Source organism: Bacillus sp. P4_D3, from assembly GCF_056401855.1.
Genome location: NZ_JBFUIN010000070.1, coordinates 1 through 13,592, shown reverse-complemented (window position 1 = coordinate 13,592; position 13,592 = coordinate 1). Strand labels below are relative to the sequence as shown.

The following is a 13,592-nucleotide window of genomic DNA, read 5'->3' as shown; positions in this document are numbered from 1 at the left end:
CTCGTATTGATAGCCGTATGATGAGTCAATATGCCGCTCCTAACACGCCACAGACATCAATAGGATTTATTCCTATTAGAGACGATGCAATCGTTGCAACAGTCGGACATACAACTACAATCTATTAAAAAAACGCCTACATGTGTAGGCGTTTTTTCTTAATTATTAAGCTTTTGTATGTTCTGTATGGTCACATTCGCAATGAGATCCACATTTCCCATAAAGTACTGTTGATTTTTCATCTTCAAAATGTCCGATTGTTCCTTCACAAACTTGGCATACGATTGTTCCCATTTTCATTTCCCCCTGAGTTTTAAGAATAATCTACTTATATATGATTAAGCTTTCGCATTGTCTCTACTAGCACAGTCACAATTTGAACCACATTTTCCATAAAGTACTGTCGTTTTCTCATCCTCAAAATGTCCGATTGTTCCTTCACAAACTTGGCATACGATTGTTCCCATTTTTCATTTCCCCCTAAGTTTATGGTCCTAAAAACTTTTAGTTGTCCATTTCCTATCAATTATTGGGCTTTTGTATGTTCTGTGTGCTCACATCCGCAAGATCCACATTTCCCGTAAAGTACCGTTACTTTCTCATCCTCGAAGTGTGCAATTGTACCTTCACAATCTTGACATACGATTGTTCCCATTTTTCATTTCCCCCTAAGTTTATAATCCCAAAAACTTTTGTAACCGCTTAACTTTCTGTCTTTATTTTAATATGTTATACTTTTTACGTCAATAGGTTTTTAGTATAACACATTAAATATTTTAAAATTAAATTAGTATGCGATATTAACACAAAAAAACAGCCATATTTCATACATACGACTGTTTCTTGTTAATTATTCTTCATACTCCGCATGCAAAGAAGTAGACGGAACAAGAAATTTAAAAAACTGAGCTAATTCCTCCGCCTCCTCTTCCGATCCTAACTTAAAAGTTTCTTGTATATATGGAACATTTTCTACATCATCTCGCCCAAGCAAAGTAGATCTCCCTGTTTGCATACAAACAATAAGTGGCTTTCCAAAAAACATATTTGTATAAATAACTCCAAAATCATAACGTGTATCATGCGTCATAAATCCTAAAAATCGTACCTTCACACTTTCATGCTCATCATACAATTTTTCAAACATGAGTTTCCACCTTTCTAAATAACACTTCCTATTCATAATATATTAAACAAAAAAAGTAATACTCCTTTTAATTGTCAAAAAATTCAGTAGGATGTAGAATGATATTATTCTACTAAACTAGGGGGAAATTTGTATGCAACACGCCTTTATCACACTTGTACCTAAATCTAATCAACAATCTGTTTCAATAGAAGATGTAAAACACCTTTTTCATAACTATAAAACCGTTACTTCCAAGACTGGTGATCAAATTAATTATGCTTATACAAATACAGCTTTTCCTTATGAAATATTAGATACATCAGCAACAACATTAAAACTCCAATCAAGTCACGATCGATATGATTCTATTTATGTGGGGATTGGAATAGAAAAGGAACAATCTTTCATTCAGGTTTCTTTACCTACTACAGCAACATTTGGTGATAAAGGAAAAGCAAATGAATTTAGCCGTTTTCTAGCGAAGAAATTAGAAGGAGAGTTACAACTATTTAATGGAAGAACAATGTATTTCTATAAACGTTAATTTAAAAAATAGAGAATAGAATTAAAAAGAGTATACAATTCGAACACGTAAGTAATAAAGCCTGCTTCCTTACGTGTAATAGAAAACATGCAATTACATATGCTAAATAAAGAAATACGAAAAAGAGAATTACTTTATAATGAAACTTATCACCATTCGATAATGTTAATACAATGGAAAAACCACTCCATAATAAAAAATGATAAAATATAACATGTAATATTTTCATGGAACCTTCTCCTTTGACATGCTCTATTTTATTAATATATGGGATTAAGTTTGAATCAATTACATATTATACAACGGCATATATTCTAACGATTCATTTAAAGTATTATATATTCATTCGACAAGTACATATAAAGACCTTGCAAGTCATTTTATGAAAATAAAAATAACCCATCTCTTTAAATAAGAGATGGGTTATTTACATTACTTAAATTATTTTACAATGTGAATTGGCATTCCAAGAGCAACTTCAGCTGCTTCCATTGTGATTTCACCTAATGTTGGGTGAGCATGGATTGTTTGAGCGATATCTTCAGCTGTCATTCCAGCTTCGATAGCTAAACCAATCTCAGAGATAATATCAGAAGCACCTGCACCTGCAACTTGTGCACCTACAAGAAGACCATCTTCTTTACGTGTTACAAGTTGTAAGAAACCGTCAGTGCTGTTTAATGATAACGCACGACCGTTTGCAGCGAATGGGAACTTAGATACAGCTACTGTCATTCCTGCTTCTTCAGCTTGTTTCTTAGTGTAACCAACAGATGCTAATTCTGGATCAGTGAAGCATACTGCAGGAATTCCGATGTAATCGATTGCTGATGCATGGCCACTAATTACTTCAACAGCTACTTTACCTTCGTAAGAAGCTTTGTGAGCTAATGGTGGTCCAGGAACGATATCACCGATTGCATAGATGTTTGAAATATTTGTACGGCATTGCTCATCAATTTCGATGATGCCACGGTCAGTCATTTTAATTCCAACTTGCTCAAGACCGATTTCTTGAGTGTTTGGACGACGACCTACAGTTACTAATACGTAATCTGCTTCTACAGTTTGGATTTCACCTTTAACTTCAAAGCTAACTTTTACGCCAGTTTCTGTTTCTTCAACGCCTTTAGCCATAGCTTTTGTATGGATATTTACGTTACCTTTTTTCTGTAGAGCACGTTTAACAACAGAGCTCATAGCTTTTTCGAAACCAGCTAAGATTTCGTCGCCAGCTTCTACTACAGTAACTTCTGTACCGAAGTTAGCATATGCAGTACCTAATTCCATACCGATGTAACCGCCGCCGATTACAACAAGTTTTTTAGGAATTTCAGGTAAGCTTAAAGCGCCTGTAGAGTTGATAACACGTTTAGAGTATTTGAATCCAGGAATTTCGATTGGTGTAGAACCAGTTGCAAGAACAGCATTTTTAAACGTATAAGTTTGTGCTGCATCTTCAGTCATTAYGCGTAATGTGTTAGCATCTACGAAGTAAGCTTCACCGCGAATGATTTCAACTTTGTTACCTTTAAGAAGGCCTTCAACACCGCCAGTTAATTTCTTAACTACGCCGTTTTTCCATTCTTGAACTTTTGTAAAGTCAACTTTTACGTTCTCTGCAGTGATACCCATGTCATCAGAATGCATAGCATTCTCATAACGATGACCTGCATTGATTAACGCTTTTGAAGGAATACATCCAACGTTTAAGCATACGCCACCCAGGTTAGCTTTTTCAATGATTGCTACCTTTTGACCTAATTGTGCTGCACGAATTGCCGCAACGTATCCACCAGGACCTGCACCAACAACGACTGTATCTAATTCAATTGGGAAATCTCCTACTACCATTGTTATTACGCCTCCATTACTAATAATTGTGGGTCATTCAATAGACGTTTAATTTGGTTTAATGCTTTTTGAGCAGTTGCGCCGTCAATTAAACGATGGTCAAAGCTTAGAGATAATGCTAATACTGGAGCTGCAACGATTTCACCGTTTTTCACAACTGGTTTCTCAGCGATACGGCCGATACCAAGGATTGCTACTTCTGGGTGATTGATAACTGGAGTGAACCATTGTCCACCTGCAGAACCAATGTTTGTAATTGTGCAAGAAGCACCTTTCATTTCAGTTGGAGCTAAACGACCGTCACGTGCTTTACCAGCAAGTTCATTGATCTCGTTAGAAATAGTAAAGATAGATTTACGATCTGTATCTTTAACAACTGGTACTAATAAACCTTTGTCTGTATCAGCTGCGATACCGATGTTGAAGTAATGTTTATGAACGATTTCTTGAGAAGCATCGTCTAAAGCAGTATTCAACATTGGGAATTCACGTAATGCAGATGTTAAAGCTTTTACAACGTATGGAAGGTAAGTTAATTTAATACCTTTGTCAGCTGCAACAGCTTTGAACTTCTTACGGTGAGCAACAAGTTCTGTTACATCTACTTCGTCCATTAATGTTACGTGAGGAGCTGTATGCTTAGAGTTAACCATTGCTTTCGCAATCGCTTTACGGATACCACTCATTTTCTCACGAGTTTCTGGATATTCACCAGCTGGGATTGGTTGTGCTTTTGGTGCTTCTTCTTTCGCTGCTGCTGGAGTAGCTTCTACTGCTGCTGGAGCCTCAGTTGCTGCTACAGTTTGTCCACCATTTGCAAATGCATCGATGTCAGTTTTCACAACACGGCCGTTCTTACCAGAACCAGCTACTTTATGAATATCTACACCTTTTTCACGAGCATATTTACGAACAGATGGCATAGCGATTACACGCTCATTTACTACTTCTGCAGTTGCTGCTGGAGTAGCTTCCGCTGCTGGAGCTTCTACTGCTGCTTCTTCAGCTTTTGGAGCTTCATCATGATCGTCACCTTTAAATTTAAGGTTTTCGTATCCAGGAGCATCAAATTTAATTAATGTATCTCCTACAATTGCAACTGTTCCTTCTTCTACAAGTACTTCAAGTACTTTACCTTTAACAGGAGAAGGGATTTCTACTACTGCTTTATCATTTTGCACTTCAAGAAGTACATCGTCTTCATTTACTTCATCGCCTGGTTTAATAAACCATTTTACGATTTCACCTTCGTGGATACCTTCACCGATATCTGGTAGTTTAAATTCAAATGCCACGGAATTCAGCCCCCTGATTCATTTCATTATTATGGAATATGTACAAAAGAAACCAGCATGTGCTGATTTCTTTTGCACATGAAAAACTAAAAATTAGAAGTTCATTACTTTGTTAACAGCTTCAACAATATCTTTATGGTTTGGTAACCATACGCTCTCAGCTTGAGAGAATGGGAATACTGTATCAGCAGCTGCAACACGAACAACTGGTGCTTCTAAGTTTAAGATTGCACGGTCGTTAATTTCCGCTACAACGTTAGCTGCAATACCAGCTTGCTTTTGAGCTTCTTGAACTACAACTACGCGACCTGTTTTTTCAACAGAAGCAATGATTGTTTCGATATCTAATGGTTGAACTGTACGTAAGTCAACAACCTCTAAAGAGATACCTTCTTTTTCAAGTTCTTCAGCAGCTTTTAGTGCAGCATGAACCATAGCACCATAAGCGATAACAGATACATCTGTACCTTCACGTTTGATATCAGCTTTACCTAAATCAATTGTGTAATCGCCTTCTGGTACATCTTGACGGAATGAACGGTACAATTTCATATGCTCTAAGTAGATAACTGGATCGTTGTCACGAATCGCAGAGATTAAAAGACCTTTTGCATCGTATGGAGTAGATGGAATAACAACTTTTAGACCAGGTTGTTGAGCCACTAATCCTTCTAAGCTATCAGCATGTAGTTCTGGAGTATGAACGCCACCACCGAATGGAGAACGAATTGTTACTGGAGCAGTCCAACGTCCACCAGAACGGTAACGCATACGAGCTAATTGACCAGAAACTGAATCCATTACTTCATAAATGAAACCGAAGAATTGGATTTCTGGAACTGGACGGAAGCCTTCAAGTGCAAGTCCAACTGCAAGTCCACCAATACCAGACTCTGCAAGTGGAGTATCCATTACACGATCTTCACCGAATTCAGCTTGTAAACCTTCAGTAGCACGGAATACTCCGCCGTTTACACCAACGTCTTCACCAAACACAAGTACGTTAGGATCATTTTTCATTTCAACGCGTAAAGCATCAGTGATTGCTTGAATCATTGTCATTTGAGCCATGGCTTACTTCGACTCCTTTTCTTTGTAAATTTCATATTGTTCAGCTAAGTTGTAAGGCATTTTTTCGTACATGATTTCCATTAAATCAGTAACTTTTTGTTTTGGAGCTTGGTCAGCCTTAGCAATTGCTTGTTTGATATCTTCTTTTGCTTCTTCGATTACTTTCTCTTCAACTTCTTGAGACCATAGGCCTTTGTTTTCTAAGAATGCACGGAAGCGTACGATTGGATCTTTTTGTTCCCATTCGTTTTCGATATCTTTTGTACGGTAACGAGTTGGGTCATCACCAGCCATTGTATGTGGACCATAACGGAATGTTAAAGTCTCAATTAAAGTAGGGCCTTCACCGTTTACTGCGCGCTCACGAGCGAATGCAGTTGCTGCGTATACAGCTAATGGATCCATACCGTCTACTTGAATTCCGTAAATACCTGCTGCTACTGCTTTTTGTGCTACAGTTTTAGCTGCAGATTGCTTTTCTACTGGAGTAGAGATTGCATAACGGTTATTTTGTACAACGAAGATTGCTGGAGCTTTGAATGCACCCGCAAAGTTCATACCTTCGTAGAAGTCACCTTGTGAAGCACCACCGTCACCAGTGTAAGTAATTGCAACAGATTTTTTACCACGTAGTTTCATACCTAACGCAACACCAGCAGTTTGGATGATTTGCGCACCGATAATGATTTGTGGAGCAAGTGCATTTACATTCTCAGGCATTTGGTTACCCATGAAATGTCCACGAGAGAATAAGAATGCTTGATATAATGGTAGACCGTGCCACACTAATTGTGGAACATCACGATATCCTGGTAAGATGAAATCTTCTGCTTCAAGTGCGAAATGACTTGCTAATTGAGAAGCCTCTTGTCCAGCAGTTGGTGCGTAGAAACCTAAACGTCCTTGACGGTTTAAAGAAATAGAACGTTGATCTAGTACGCGAGTATACACCATACGGCGCATTAACTCTTTTAATTGATCATCTGATAATTCAGGCATAGCTGCTTCATTCACAACTTCGCCTTTTTCATTTAAAATTTGTAATGTTTCAAATTGAGCTGCGATAGCTTTCATTTGCTCATCAACATTAAATAGGGTGTTTTTTGTTTTAGTACCCATTCCGTTCACCTCTTCCTCTCTTGAACCATATTCTGAAACGCTTTCACTATCTATTAGCTAGACTGAAAGCGCAACAATGTAAACCAACAAGTTTGTCTGTCGGTTGAGAATAATTTTGTGTACCTAACAATCTGTACTAATGTTTTTTCAAAAACATATTAATACAATCTTGATCACGTTTTTTAGTTTACAACTATTCTAATTACGATGTCAATTACTTTGAATACGTTTTTTTATAAATAATATGCAGGTTTCCTCTACACAAACATGTTTTTATTTTTCACATCTGTATTAGTAAGCAATAACCTACTGTTATATTATTCCCTTTTTAACTTGTTTTTTCTCTTAGAATAATATGTAAACGATTTAATTCTCTTTAGTTTTTCTCTCTTCTCAATAAAATTATACAAACACTTCTTCCTTTTATAGGTAAATACCTATACATTTCTAATCATTCCTCCATACATTATAGTAACCGCAGTATTAGCGGGAAATGATAAAGGAGGTCATCTCATGTACGGATACTCATATTGCTATCCAACAACTTGTTCATATCCTTCCTACGGTTATGGCGGTTCTTGTGGCGAATCTGGACGCGGCTTCGCCTTAATCGTTGTGTTGTTTATCCTTTTAATTATCGTTGGTGCTGCTTGCATTCGCTAATTAATGTAAAATGAAACAACTATGGAAAGAAACAGACGGCTTTGCCGTCTTTTCTTTTATTACATAACTTATCTATAGAAGATTTGTTTCCAAGTAGTTCTTCCTTACTTGCCGATGACTTTTTTTATCTCCTTTGGTAGACTAAAGAAGAAAGGAGAGATTACATATGCTTACAATGAATGAGGTAATTCGTGAAGGAAATCCTATTTTGCGCGAAGTCGCAGAAGAGGTCTCCTTACCTGCTAGCGAGGAAGATACAAATACTCTTAAAGAAATGATTGAATTTGTAATAAATAGCCAGGACCCTGAAATGGCTGAAAAATATAATTTACGCCCCGGAATCGGATTAGCGGCTCCGCAAATCGGTATTTCAAAGAAAATGATTGCGGTTCATGTAACTGATACGAACGATACGTTATATAGCTACGCATTATTCAATCCAAAAATCATTAGTCATTCTGTTGAACGTACATATTTACAAAATGGTGAAGGCTGTCTATCTGTAGACCGTGAAGTACCTGGTTATGTCCCTCGTTACACAAGAATTACAGTAAAGGCAACAACGATTAACGGTGAAGACGTAAAACTGCGATTAAAAGGTTTACCAGCAATTGTATTCCAACATGAAATCGACCATCTAAACGGTGTTATGTTCTATGACCATATTAATAAAGACAATCCATTTGTGGCTCCCGATGATTCAAAACCTCTCGAGCGATAATAGTAAAAAGGCGGAAGTTAACCTTCCGCCTTTTTATTATATGAAATGGGTTCCACACTTACTTATAACAAGCCAGCCCACTTTAATCCGTGATAAATACCGTCTTCATTAACATCTTTTGTCACATAATTAGCAAGTTTTTTCAAATCCTCATGACCATTCCCCATCACAATGCCCGTTCCTACTGCTTCAATCATTTCTAAATCATTTAATCCGTCCCCAAATGCATATACTTGTTCACGATTAAATCCTATTTTCTCAATAAACTTCTCAATCCCTTTTGCCTTAGAACCACCATTAGGAATAATATCCATTGAATATGCATGCCAGCGTATAAAATGAAAATCTGGATAATGATGAATAAACTTTTCTTCTTCGTTTACTTCACAAAAAAGAAGCGTTTGATAAATATCGCGTTTCTCATAAAAATCAGGTTCATATGCCGGATGCTCGAATTGTAAGCTTCCAAAACCTTCTTTTACATAATCATGATATTCCACTGACGCTCTCATTTCTTGATGGTCAAGATATACAAGTGGATATCCTTCTTGTTTTGCAAACTGAGTAAACTTATGTAGAGCATCAGGATGTAATGGATTATTAAATAATACCTCATCCTCAAATACAACATACTGTCCGTTAAAACTAACATAATTATGTATATTGAGTTCCTCACGAATATCTTCAAACATAAATGGCGCACGCCCTGTCGCAATCGCTACATGCACACCTTTTTCTTGTAAATCTCTTACTGCATCTCTTGTAGATTGCGGAATTTTTTTATCATGATCTAATAATGTTCCATCAATATCAAAAAAGACAATTTTATCATTCATTTGTCAAAACCCTTTCTGGCACTCTATATTCCTATTTTGATTATCACTTTTCAAATTTCAAAAAAAAGTATAACATATTAAACATCTGTGAAGAAAGCGTTCACTTTCTGACCTTATTTATGAAATGTGCATATACTATTAGTAAAAAAATGTGGATACTTGTTCGGATGAATTTTCTTTTCTATTCTTCCTCATACTATATCTATAACTAACGGCTACTAATCGTTACTACAGGATAACTTACACTATACTAAAAAGAACAAGATTCACTATTCACTTCTAATCTTCTTTCTTGTATAGGAGACGGAGTTATCATTAGTAATATGCATGTTTAAAATAAGGAAAGGAAGGAGTAATCATGCTGAAGAAGCTGAAGAAAAAGCTCAAGCGTTATTTAAACGATTTAGTCCGTAAGAAGACAATCGCTTAAATTGTGCCCATTTCGGGCTTTTTCTTCATTCTCATTCGAAAAAACATGAAAATCGTGACTGTTTGCTTTATAATAAGTAACAGATAATGCAAAACATAGACAAGGAGAGGTTTTCCCAATGATTTTTAAAGTATTTTATCAAGAAAAATTAACTGAGGTCCCAGTACGTGAAAATACAAAAGTTTTATATTTAGAGGCTACGTCTCAAAAGGATGTTCGTAAAAAATTACAAAAGTTCGCATATAATATCGAGTTCGTTCAGTCTGTTACTGGTGCTCATCTTGAATATGAAAAACAAAACGCTGATTTAATATTAGCGGAGATCGTATAGTCATATGAAATTCCTAAAAAATGATCAAGCTGCCGTTTTTGCCCTCGGTGGTCTTGGTGAAATCGGTAAAAATACATATGCTGTTCAATTTCAAGATGAAATTATTATAATTGACGCTGGAATTAAATTTCCAGAAGACGAACTCCTCGGGATCGATTATGTAATACCAGATTACACTTATTTTGTGCGAAACGAAGATAAAATTAAAGGATTATTCATTACACATGGTCACGAAGATCATATCGGTGGAATTCCTTATCTATTACGTCAAGTAAACATTCCAATTTACGGTGGAAAATTAGCACTTGCCCTAATAAAAAACAAATTAGAAGAGCACGGATTACTTCGTAAAGCAAAACTTTATGAAATTCAAGAAGATGATGTTATTAAATTTAAAAAGACATCTGTTTCCTTCTTCCGTACAACTCACAGTATTCCGGATTCATACGGAGTTGTTGTGAAAACACCTCAAGGACAAGTCGTTCATACAGGTGACTTTAAATTTGATTTCACACCAGTCGGCGAGCCAGCAGATTTAACAAAAATGGCCGAAATCGGAAAAGACGGTGTACTTTGTCTCTTATCTGATAGTACAAACAGTGAAGTGCCAAACTTTACGATGTCTGAGCGCCGCGTTGGTGATAGTATTCAAGATATATTCCGCAAAGTAGACGGTCGTATTATATTCGCAACCTTTGCATCGAATATCCATCGCTTACAACAAGTTGTTGAGGCTGCTGTTGAAAACAATCGTAAAGTAGCTGTATTCGGTCGAAGTATGGAAGCAGCTATTGAAATCGGACAAAACCTTGGTTATATCCGGTGTCCAAAGGATACATTCATAGACACATCTCAGCTAAACCGCCTACCAGCTAATAAAGTTGTTATGTTATGTACAGGTAGTCAAGGGGAGCCGATGGCAGCACTTTCACGTATTGCCAATGGTACACATCGTCAAATTCAAATTATCCCTGGCGATACAGTTGTTTTCTCTTCTTCACCAATCCCAGGCAATACAATTAGTGTAAGTCGTACAATTAACATGTTGTACCGCGCTGGCGCTGATGTAATCCATGGTAAACTCTCAAATATTCATACGAGTGGACACGGTGGACAAGAAGAACAAAAGTTAATGCTACGTCTTATTAAGCCGAAATATTTCATGCCAATTCATGGTGAATATCGTATGCAACGTATGCATATGAAATTAGCGAATGATTGTGGTATTCCAGAAGAAAATTGTTTCATTATGGATAACGGGGATGTTCTCGCTTTACGTTCTGATGAAGCAAGCGTAGCTGGGAAAATCCCATCTGGCTCTGTCTATATCGATGGAAATGGTATTGGAGATATCGGTAATATCGTATTACGTGATCGTCGCATTCTTTCTGAAGAAGGACTCGTTATTGTAGTTGTAAGCATTGATATGAAAGAATTTAAAGTTGCAGCAGGACCTGATATCATCTCGCGTGGTTTCGTTTATATGCGTGAAAGCAGCGATTTAATCAACGATGCTCAAACATTAATTACAACACATTTAGAAAAAGTAATGGAGCGAAAAACAACACAATGGTCTGAAATTAAAAATGAGATTACAGACACATTAGCACCATTCCTATACGAAAAAACGAAACGTCGTCCAATGATTTTACCAATCATTATGGAAATATAAGAAAAAGGACAATGCCTCCTCGGCATTGTCCTTTTCTCTTATCTTAAAAAATGCTTAAAACGATCTACTTCATCGTCATGACCAATTACAATTAATATATCTCCCGCCTGAACGTTTTCTGTAGCTCGAGGAGATACGATAACTTCTTTTCCACGTTTAATTGCTACAATGTTCAAACCAAACTTCGCACGAATATCTAATTCAATTAAAGAGTGCCCATCAATTTTTTTATTTGCGATAATCTCTACAATACTATGCTCATCTGAAAGCTCTAGGTAATCTAACACATTACTTGATGCGATATTATTAGCAATCCTTTTTCCCATATCTCGTTCTGGATGCACAATATGATCTGCCCCTATTTTACTTAACACTTTTTCATGATAGTCATTTTGAGCTTTTACAGTAATATTTTTCACACCTAATTCTTTCAAAATTAACGTTGTTAAAATACTTGAATTCAAATTATCTCCAATAGCAACGACTACATGATCAAAATTACGAATACCAAGACTTTTTAATACCATCTCATCTGTTGAATCTGCAATTACAGCATGCGAAGCTATATTTGCAAACTCATTAATTTTATCCTCATCTGAGTCAATTGCCATTACTTCCATACCTAATTGAGCTAATTCACGGCAAATACTTCCACCAAAACGGCCAAGCCCAATAACAGCAAATTCTTTCTCTTTTTCGCCCACAGGAATTCCTCCAATAACATCAAGTACTATGTACTTTTATTGTAACATACTTTAAATTCGCTACAAAAACCTGTATATACTTCTTATTCTTATTTTTGTTTTTGCATATAAAAATACTGTTGTAAATAAAACGCGATACCGAAAATTAACATACCAAATACAAATATATTTCCAAATGAACTAAATGTTTCAAAAACGAACAATAGCGTTTCTTGTCCGAAAAAAGCAAATAAAAGTTGTGTAAATGCGAATAACAGTGCCAATATGTAATGATGTTGATGGAATAAATAATGTGTTGCGCCTAAAAAAGCTACAAGCGAAACAATGAAGATCCACCAAGTTTCTAAAAACAATTGCCAATTAGTAAATTGATATCCATTTACTAATATCGCAATAATTCCTATAACTGCCATCGTCGGCACACTCCATAATAATGCACGCCCTCTAAAGAAGCGCGCACCTTTTGCATCTCCTTTTTCATTTGCGATGTATGTTAGCACGACAGTACTTATATACAAAACAGAGAGGATTGTTAAAACAATGATAAGCCAAAAATGTAATTGATAATATTCATGCTCTATATTCGTCACAATTGCAGCTAACATACATGGAATAAACATCCCTGTCCAACCATCTATTTTTCTTTCGTTCCAAAACACCGTATTACCAATCCGAATTCCTAATAACATAAAAATAATGATACCTAGTACAAATAACGTAGTCTTATTCCCCACTAAACTCGTTGAGAAAGCAATTAATCCAATAAATAAAAAAAGAACAAATCCATTCATAATTTCTAGTACAGGTGACAAATATCTTTTCACCCATTTGTATGTTTCTTCATATTCACTATTATTTGCTAAACGATAGGCGTAAAAACTTATCCCAAAATAAACCGCCGCAATAATAACATATGCATATAAGACGAAACATAAAATCGCACTGCTAATTTGCACGTAATTCCCCACCCTTTTTTCTATGTATCACATTGATTTTACACACTTTTCATACTAAAAGTAAACCTGTATAAGTTAGTTAAATAATTATCTTACCTATTAGTACTAATTAATAATGAGCAGTGGCTAAAAACCCCTGCTCATTATTAAGACGTCAAATTTAACTCTACTCATTTGTATGAAGATGTCTAACACTAACAAATACAAAAGATGTTTTCGTCTCGGAACTAAAAAATCCCCACTCTAAACTGTTGCACAATTAGCGAG

The 13,592-nt window shown here is 36.1% G+C and carries 17 protein-coding genes and 1 pseudogene; 6 read left to right on the top strand and 12 right to left on the bottom strand.

What is annotated here, in order from left to right; translation table 11 throughout:
• Positions 1-128: pseudogene (locus AC1DTM_RS11210) on the top strand (protein-glutamine gamma-glutamyltransferase); the annotation flags it as partial.
• A gap of 37 nt (positions 129-165) precedes the next feature.
• Here the strand turns inward: AC1DTM_RS11210 and AC1DTM_RS11205 are convergent.
• The 4 genes from AC1DTM_RS11205 to AC1DTM_RS11190 form a co-directional block, all read right to left on the bottom strand.
• A complete protein-coding gene (locus AC1DTM_RS11205; RefSeq protein ID WP_002111497.1) occupies positions 166-294 on the bottom strand; it encodes a GapA-binding peptide SR1P in 129 nt (42 codons plus the stop codon).
• A 44-nt stretch (positions 295-338) separates the two neighbouring features.
• On the bottom strand, positions 339-467 hold the full coding sequence (locus tag AC1DTM_RS11200; protein WP_002033839.1) for a GapA-binding peptide SR1P: 129 nt from the start codon (positions 465-467) through the stop codon (positions 339-341).
• Positions 468-526: 59 nt separating this feature from the next.
• The gene (locus AC1DTM_RS11195) at positions 527-655 is read right to left on the bottom strand and encodes a GapA-binding peptide SR1P (RefSeq protein WP_002111499.1); all 129 of its coding nucleotides are present in this window, start codon (positions 653-655) and stop codon (positions 527-529) included.
• Positions 656-850: 195 nt separating this feature from the next.
• Positions 851-1,147, bottom strand: coding sequence for a DUF3055 domain-containing protein (locus tag AC1DTM_RS11190; RefSeq protein WP_000462037.1), 297 nt, complete (start codon positions 1,145-1,147; stop codon positions 851-853).
• 133 nt (positions 1,148-1,280) lie between these two features.
• On the opposite strand from AC1DTM_RS11190, the gene AC1DTM_RS11185 reads away from it, so the two are divergent.
• On the top strand, positions 1,281-1,673 hold the full coding sequence (locus tag AC1DTM_RS11185) for a DUF1885 family protein (protein ID WP_002014853.1): 393 nt from the start codon (positions 1,281-1,283) through the stop codon (positions 1,671-1,673).
• A 1-nt stretch (position 1,674) separates the two neighbouring features.
• On the opposite strand, the gene AC1DTM_RS11180 is transcribed toward AC1DTM_RS11185, so the two are convergent.
• From AC1DTM_RS11180 to pdhA, 5 genes are all read right to left on the bottom strand, one after another.
• The gene (locus AC1DTM_RS11180; protein WP_002111500.1) at positions 1,675-1,902 is read right to left on the bottom strand and encodes a hypothetical protein; all 228 of its coding nucleotides are present in this window, start codon (positions 1,900-1,902) and stop codon (positions 1,675-1,677) included.
• Between the two features lie 212 nt (positions 1,903-2,114).
• Entirely contained in the window at positions 2,115-3,527 is a 1,413-nt protein-coding gene (gene lpdA, locus AC1DTM_RS11175) for a dihydrolipoyl dehydrogenase (protein WP_477000233.1), read from the bottom strand.
• Positions 3,528-3,532: 5 nt separating this feature from the next.
• Positions 3,533-4,822, bottom strand: coding sequence for a pyruvate dehydrogenase complex dihydrolipoyllysine-residue acetyltransferase (pdhC, locus tag AC1DTM_RS11170; protein ID WP_016106047.1), 1,290 nt, complete (start codon positions 4,820-4,822; stop codon positions 3,533-3,535).
• Positions 4,823-4,915: 93 nt separating this feature from the next.
• On the bottom strand, positions 4,916-5,893 hold the full coding sequence (pdhB, locus tag AC1DTM_RS11165; RefSeq protein ID WP_000068162.1) for a pyruvate dehydrogenase complex E1 component subunit beta: 978 nt from the start codon (positions 5,891-5,893) through the stop codon (positions 4,916-4,918).
• Positions 5,894-5,896: 3 nt separating this feature from the next.
• Positions 5,897-7,012, bottom strand: a complete 1,116-nt coding sequence (pdhA, locus tag AC1DTM_RS11160) for a pyruvate dehydrogenase E1 component subunit alpha (protein ID WP_002160676.1) — start codon at positions 7,010-7,012, stop codon at positions 5,897-5,899.
• A 513-nt stretch (positions 7,013-7,525) separates the two neighbouring features.
• Between pdhA and AC1DTM_RS11155 the strand changes: the two genes are divergently transcribed.
• Positions 7,526-7,675 (top strand): YjcZ family sporulation protein, encoded by a 150-nt coding sequence (locus AC1DTM_RS11155; RefSeq protein ID WP_002160675.1) that lies wholly within the window; start codon positions 7,526-7,528, stop codon positions 7,673-7,675.
• Positions 7,676-7,841: 166 nt separating this feature from the next.
• Positions 7,842-8,396 (top strand): peptide deformylase, encoded by a 555-nt coding sequence (def, locus tag AC1DTM_RS11150; protein ID WP_002160674.1) that lies wholly within the window; start codon positions 7,842-7,844, stop codon positions 8,394-8,396.
• A gap of 62 nt (positions 8,397-8,458) precedes the next feature.
• Here def and AC1DTM_RS11145 read toward each other — a convergent pair whose 3' ends face one another.
• Entirely contained in the window at positions 8,459-9,232 is a 774-nt protein-coding gene (locus AC1DTM_RS11145) for a Cof-type HAD-IIB family hydrolase (RefSeq protein ID WP_002014845.1), read from the bottom strand.
• A 548-nt stretch (positions 9,233-9,780) separates the two neighbouring features.
• On the opposite strand from AC1DTM_RS11145, the gene AC1DTM_RS11140 reads away from it, so the two are divergent.
• Positions 9,781-9,993, top strand: a complete 213-nt coding sequence (locus AC1DTM_RS11140) for a DNA-dependent RNA polymerase subunit epsilon (RefSeq protein ID WP_000576437.1) — start codon at positions 9,781-9,783, stop codon at positions 9,991-9,993.
• A gap of 4 nt (positions 9,994-9,997) precedes the next feature.
• Complete coding sequence (gene rnjA, locus AC1DTM_RS11135; protein WP_016106048.1) at positions 9,998-11,665, top strand: ribonuclease J1; 1,668 nt, start codon at positions 9,998-10,000, stop codon at positions 11,663-11,665.
• A gap of 38 nt (positions 11,666-11,703) precedes the next feature.
• Here rnjA and AC1DTM_RS11130 read toward each other — a convergent pair whose 3' ends face one another.
• Entirely contained in the window at positions 11,704-12,369 is a 666-nt protein-coding gene (locus AC1DTM_RS11130) for a potassium channel family protein (protein WP_000504033.1), read from the bottom strand.
• An 89-nt stretch (positions 12,370-12,458) separates the two neighbouring features.
• Complete coding sequence (locus tag AC1DTM_RS11125) at positions 12,459-13,325, bottom strand: hypothetical protein (protein ID WP_002111505.1); 867 nt, start codon at positions 13,323-13,325, stop codon at positions 12,459-12,461.
• Positions 13,326-13,592: the final 267 nt, after the last annotated feature.

What these genes read in the sequence shown, in the direction of transcription:
- AC1DTM_RS11205 (WP_002111497.1), bottom strand. Translation starts at nt 294, where the DNA reads ATGGGAACAATCGTATGCCAAGTTTGTGAAGGAACAATCGGACATTTT.
- AC1DTM_RS11200 (WP_002033839.1), bottom strand. Translation starts at nt 467, where the DNA reads ATGGGAACAATCGTATGCCAAGTTTGTGAAGGAACAATCGGACATTTT.
- AC1DTM_RS11195 (WP_002111499.1), bottom strand. Translation starts at nt 655, where the DNA reads ATGGGAACAATCGTATGTCAAGATTGTGAAGGTACAATTGCACACTTC.
- AC1DTM_RS11190 (WP_000462037.1), bottom strand. Translation starts at nt 1,147, where the DNA reads ATGTTTGAAAAATTGTATGATGAGCATGAAAGTGTGAAGGTACGATTT.
- AC1DTM_RS11185 (WP_002014853.1), top strand. Translation starts at nt 1,281, where the DNA reads ATGCAACACGCCTTTATCACACTTGTACCTAAATCTAATCAACAATCT.
- AC1DTM_RS11180 (WP_002111500.1), bottom strand. Translation starts at nt 1,902, where the DNA reads ATGAAAATATTACATGTTATATTTTATCATTTTTTATTATGGAGTGGT.
- pdhB (WP_000068162.1), bottom strand. Translation starts at nt 5,893, where the DNA reads ATGGCTCAAATGACAATGATTCAAGCAATCACTGATGCTTTACGCGTT.
- pdhA (WP_002160676.1), bottom strand. Translation starts at nt 7,012, where the DNA reads ATGGGTACTAAAACAAAAAACACCCTATTTAATGTTGATGAGCAAATG.
- AC1DTM_RS11155 (WP_002160675.1), top strand. Translation starts at nt 7,526, where the DNA reads ATGTACGGATACTCATATTGCTATCCAACAACTTGTTCATATCCTTCC.
- def (WP_002160674.1), top strand. Translation starts at nt 7,842, where the DNA reads ATGCTTACAATGAATGAGGTAATTCGTGAAGGAAATCCTATTTTGCGC.
- AC1DTM_RS11145 (WP_002014845.1), bottom strand. Translation starts at nt 9,232, where the DNA reads ATGAATGATAAAATTGTCTTTTTTGATATTGATGGAACATTATTAGAT.
- AC1DTM_RS11140 (WP_000576437.1), top strand. Translation starts at nt 9,781, where the DNA reads ATGATTTTTAAAGTATTTTATCAAGAAAAATTAACTGAGGTCCCAGTA.
- rnjA (WP_016106048.1), top strand. Translation starts at nt 9,998, where the DNA reads ATGAAATTCCTAAAAAATGATCAAGCTGCCGTTTTTGCCCTCGGTGGT.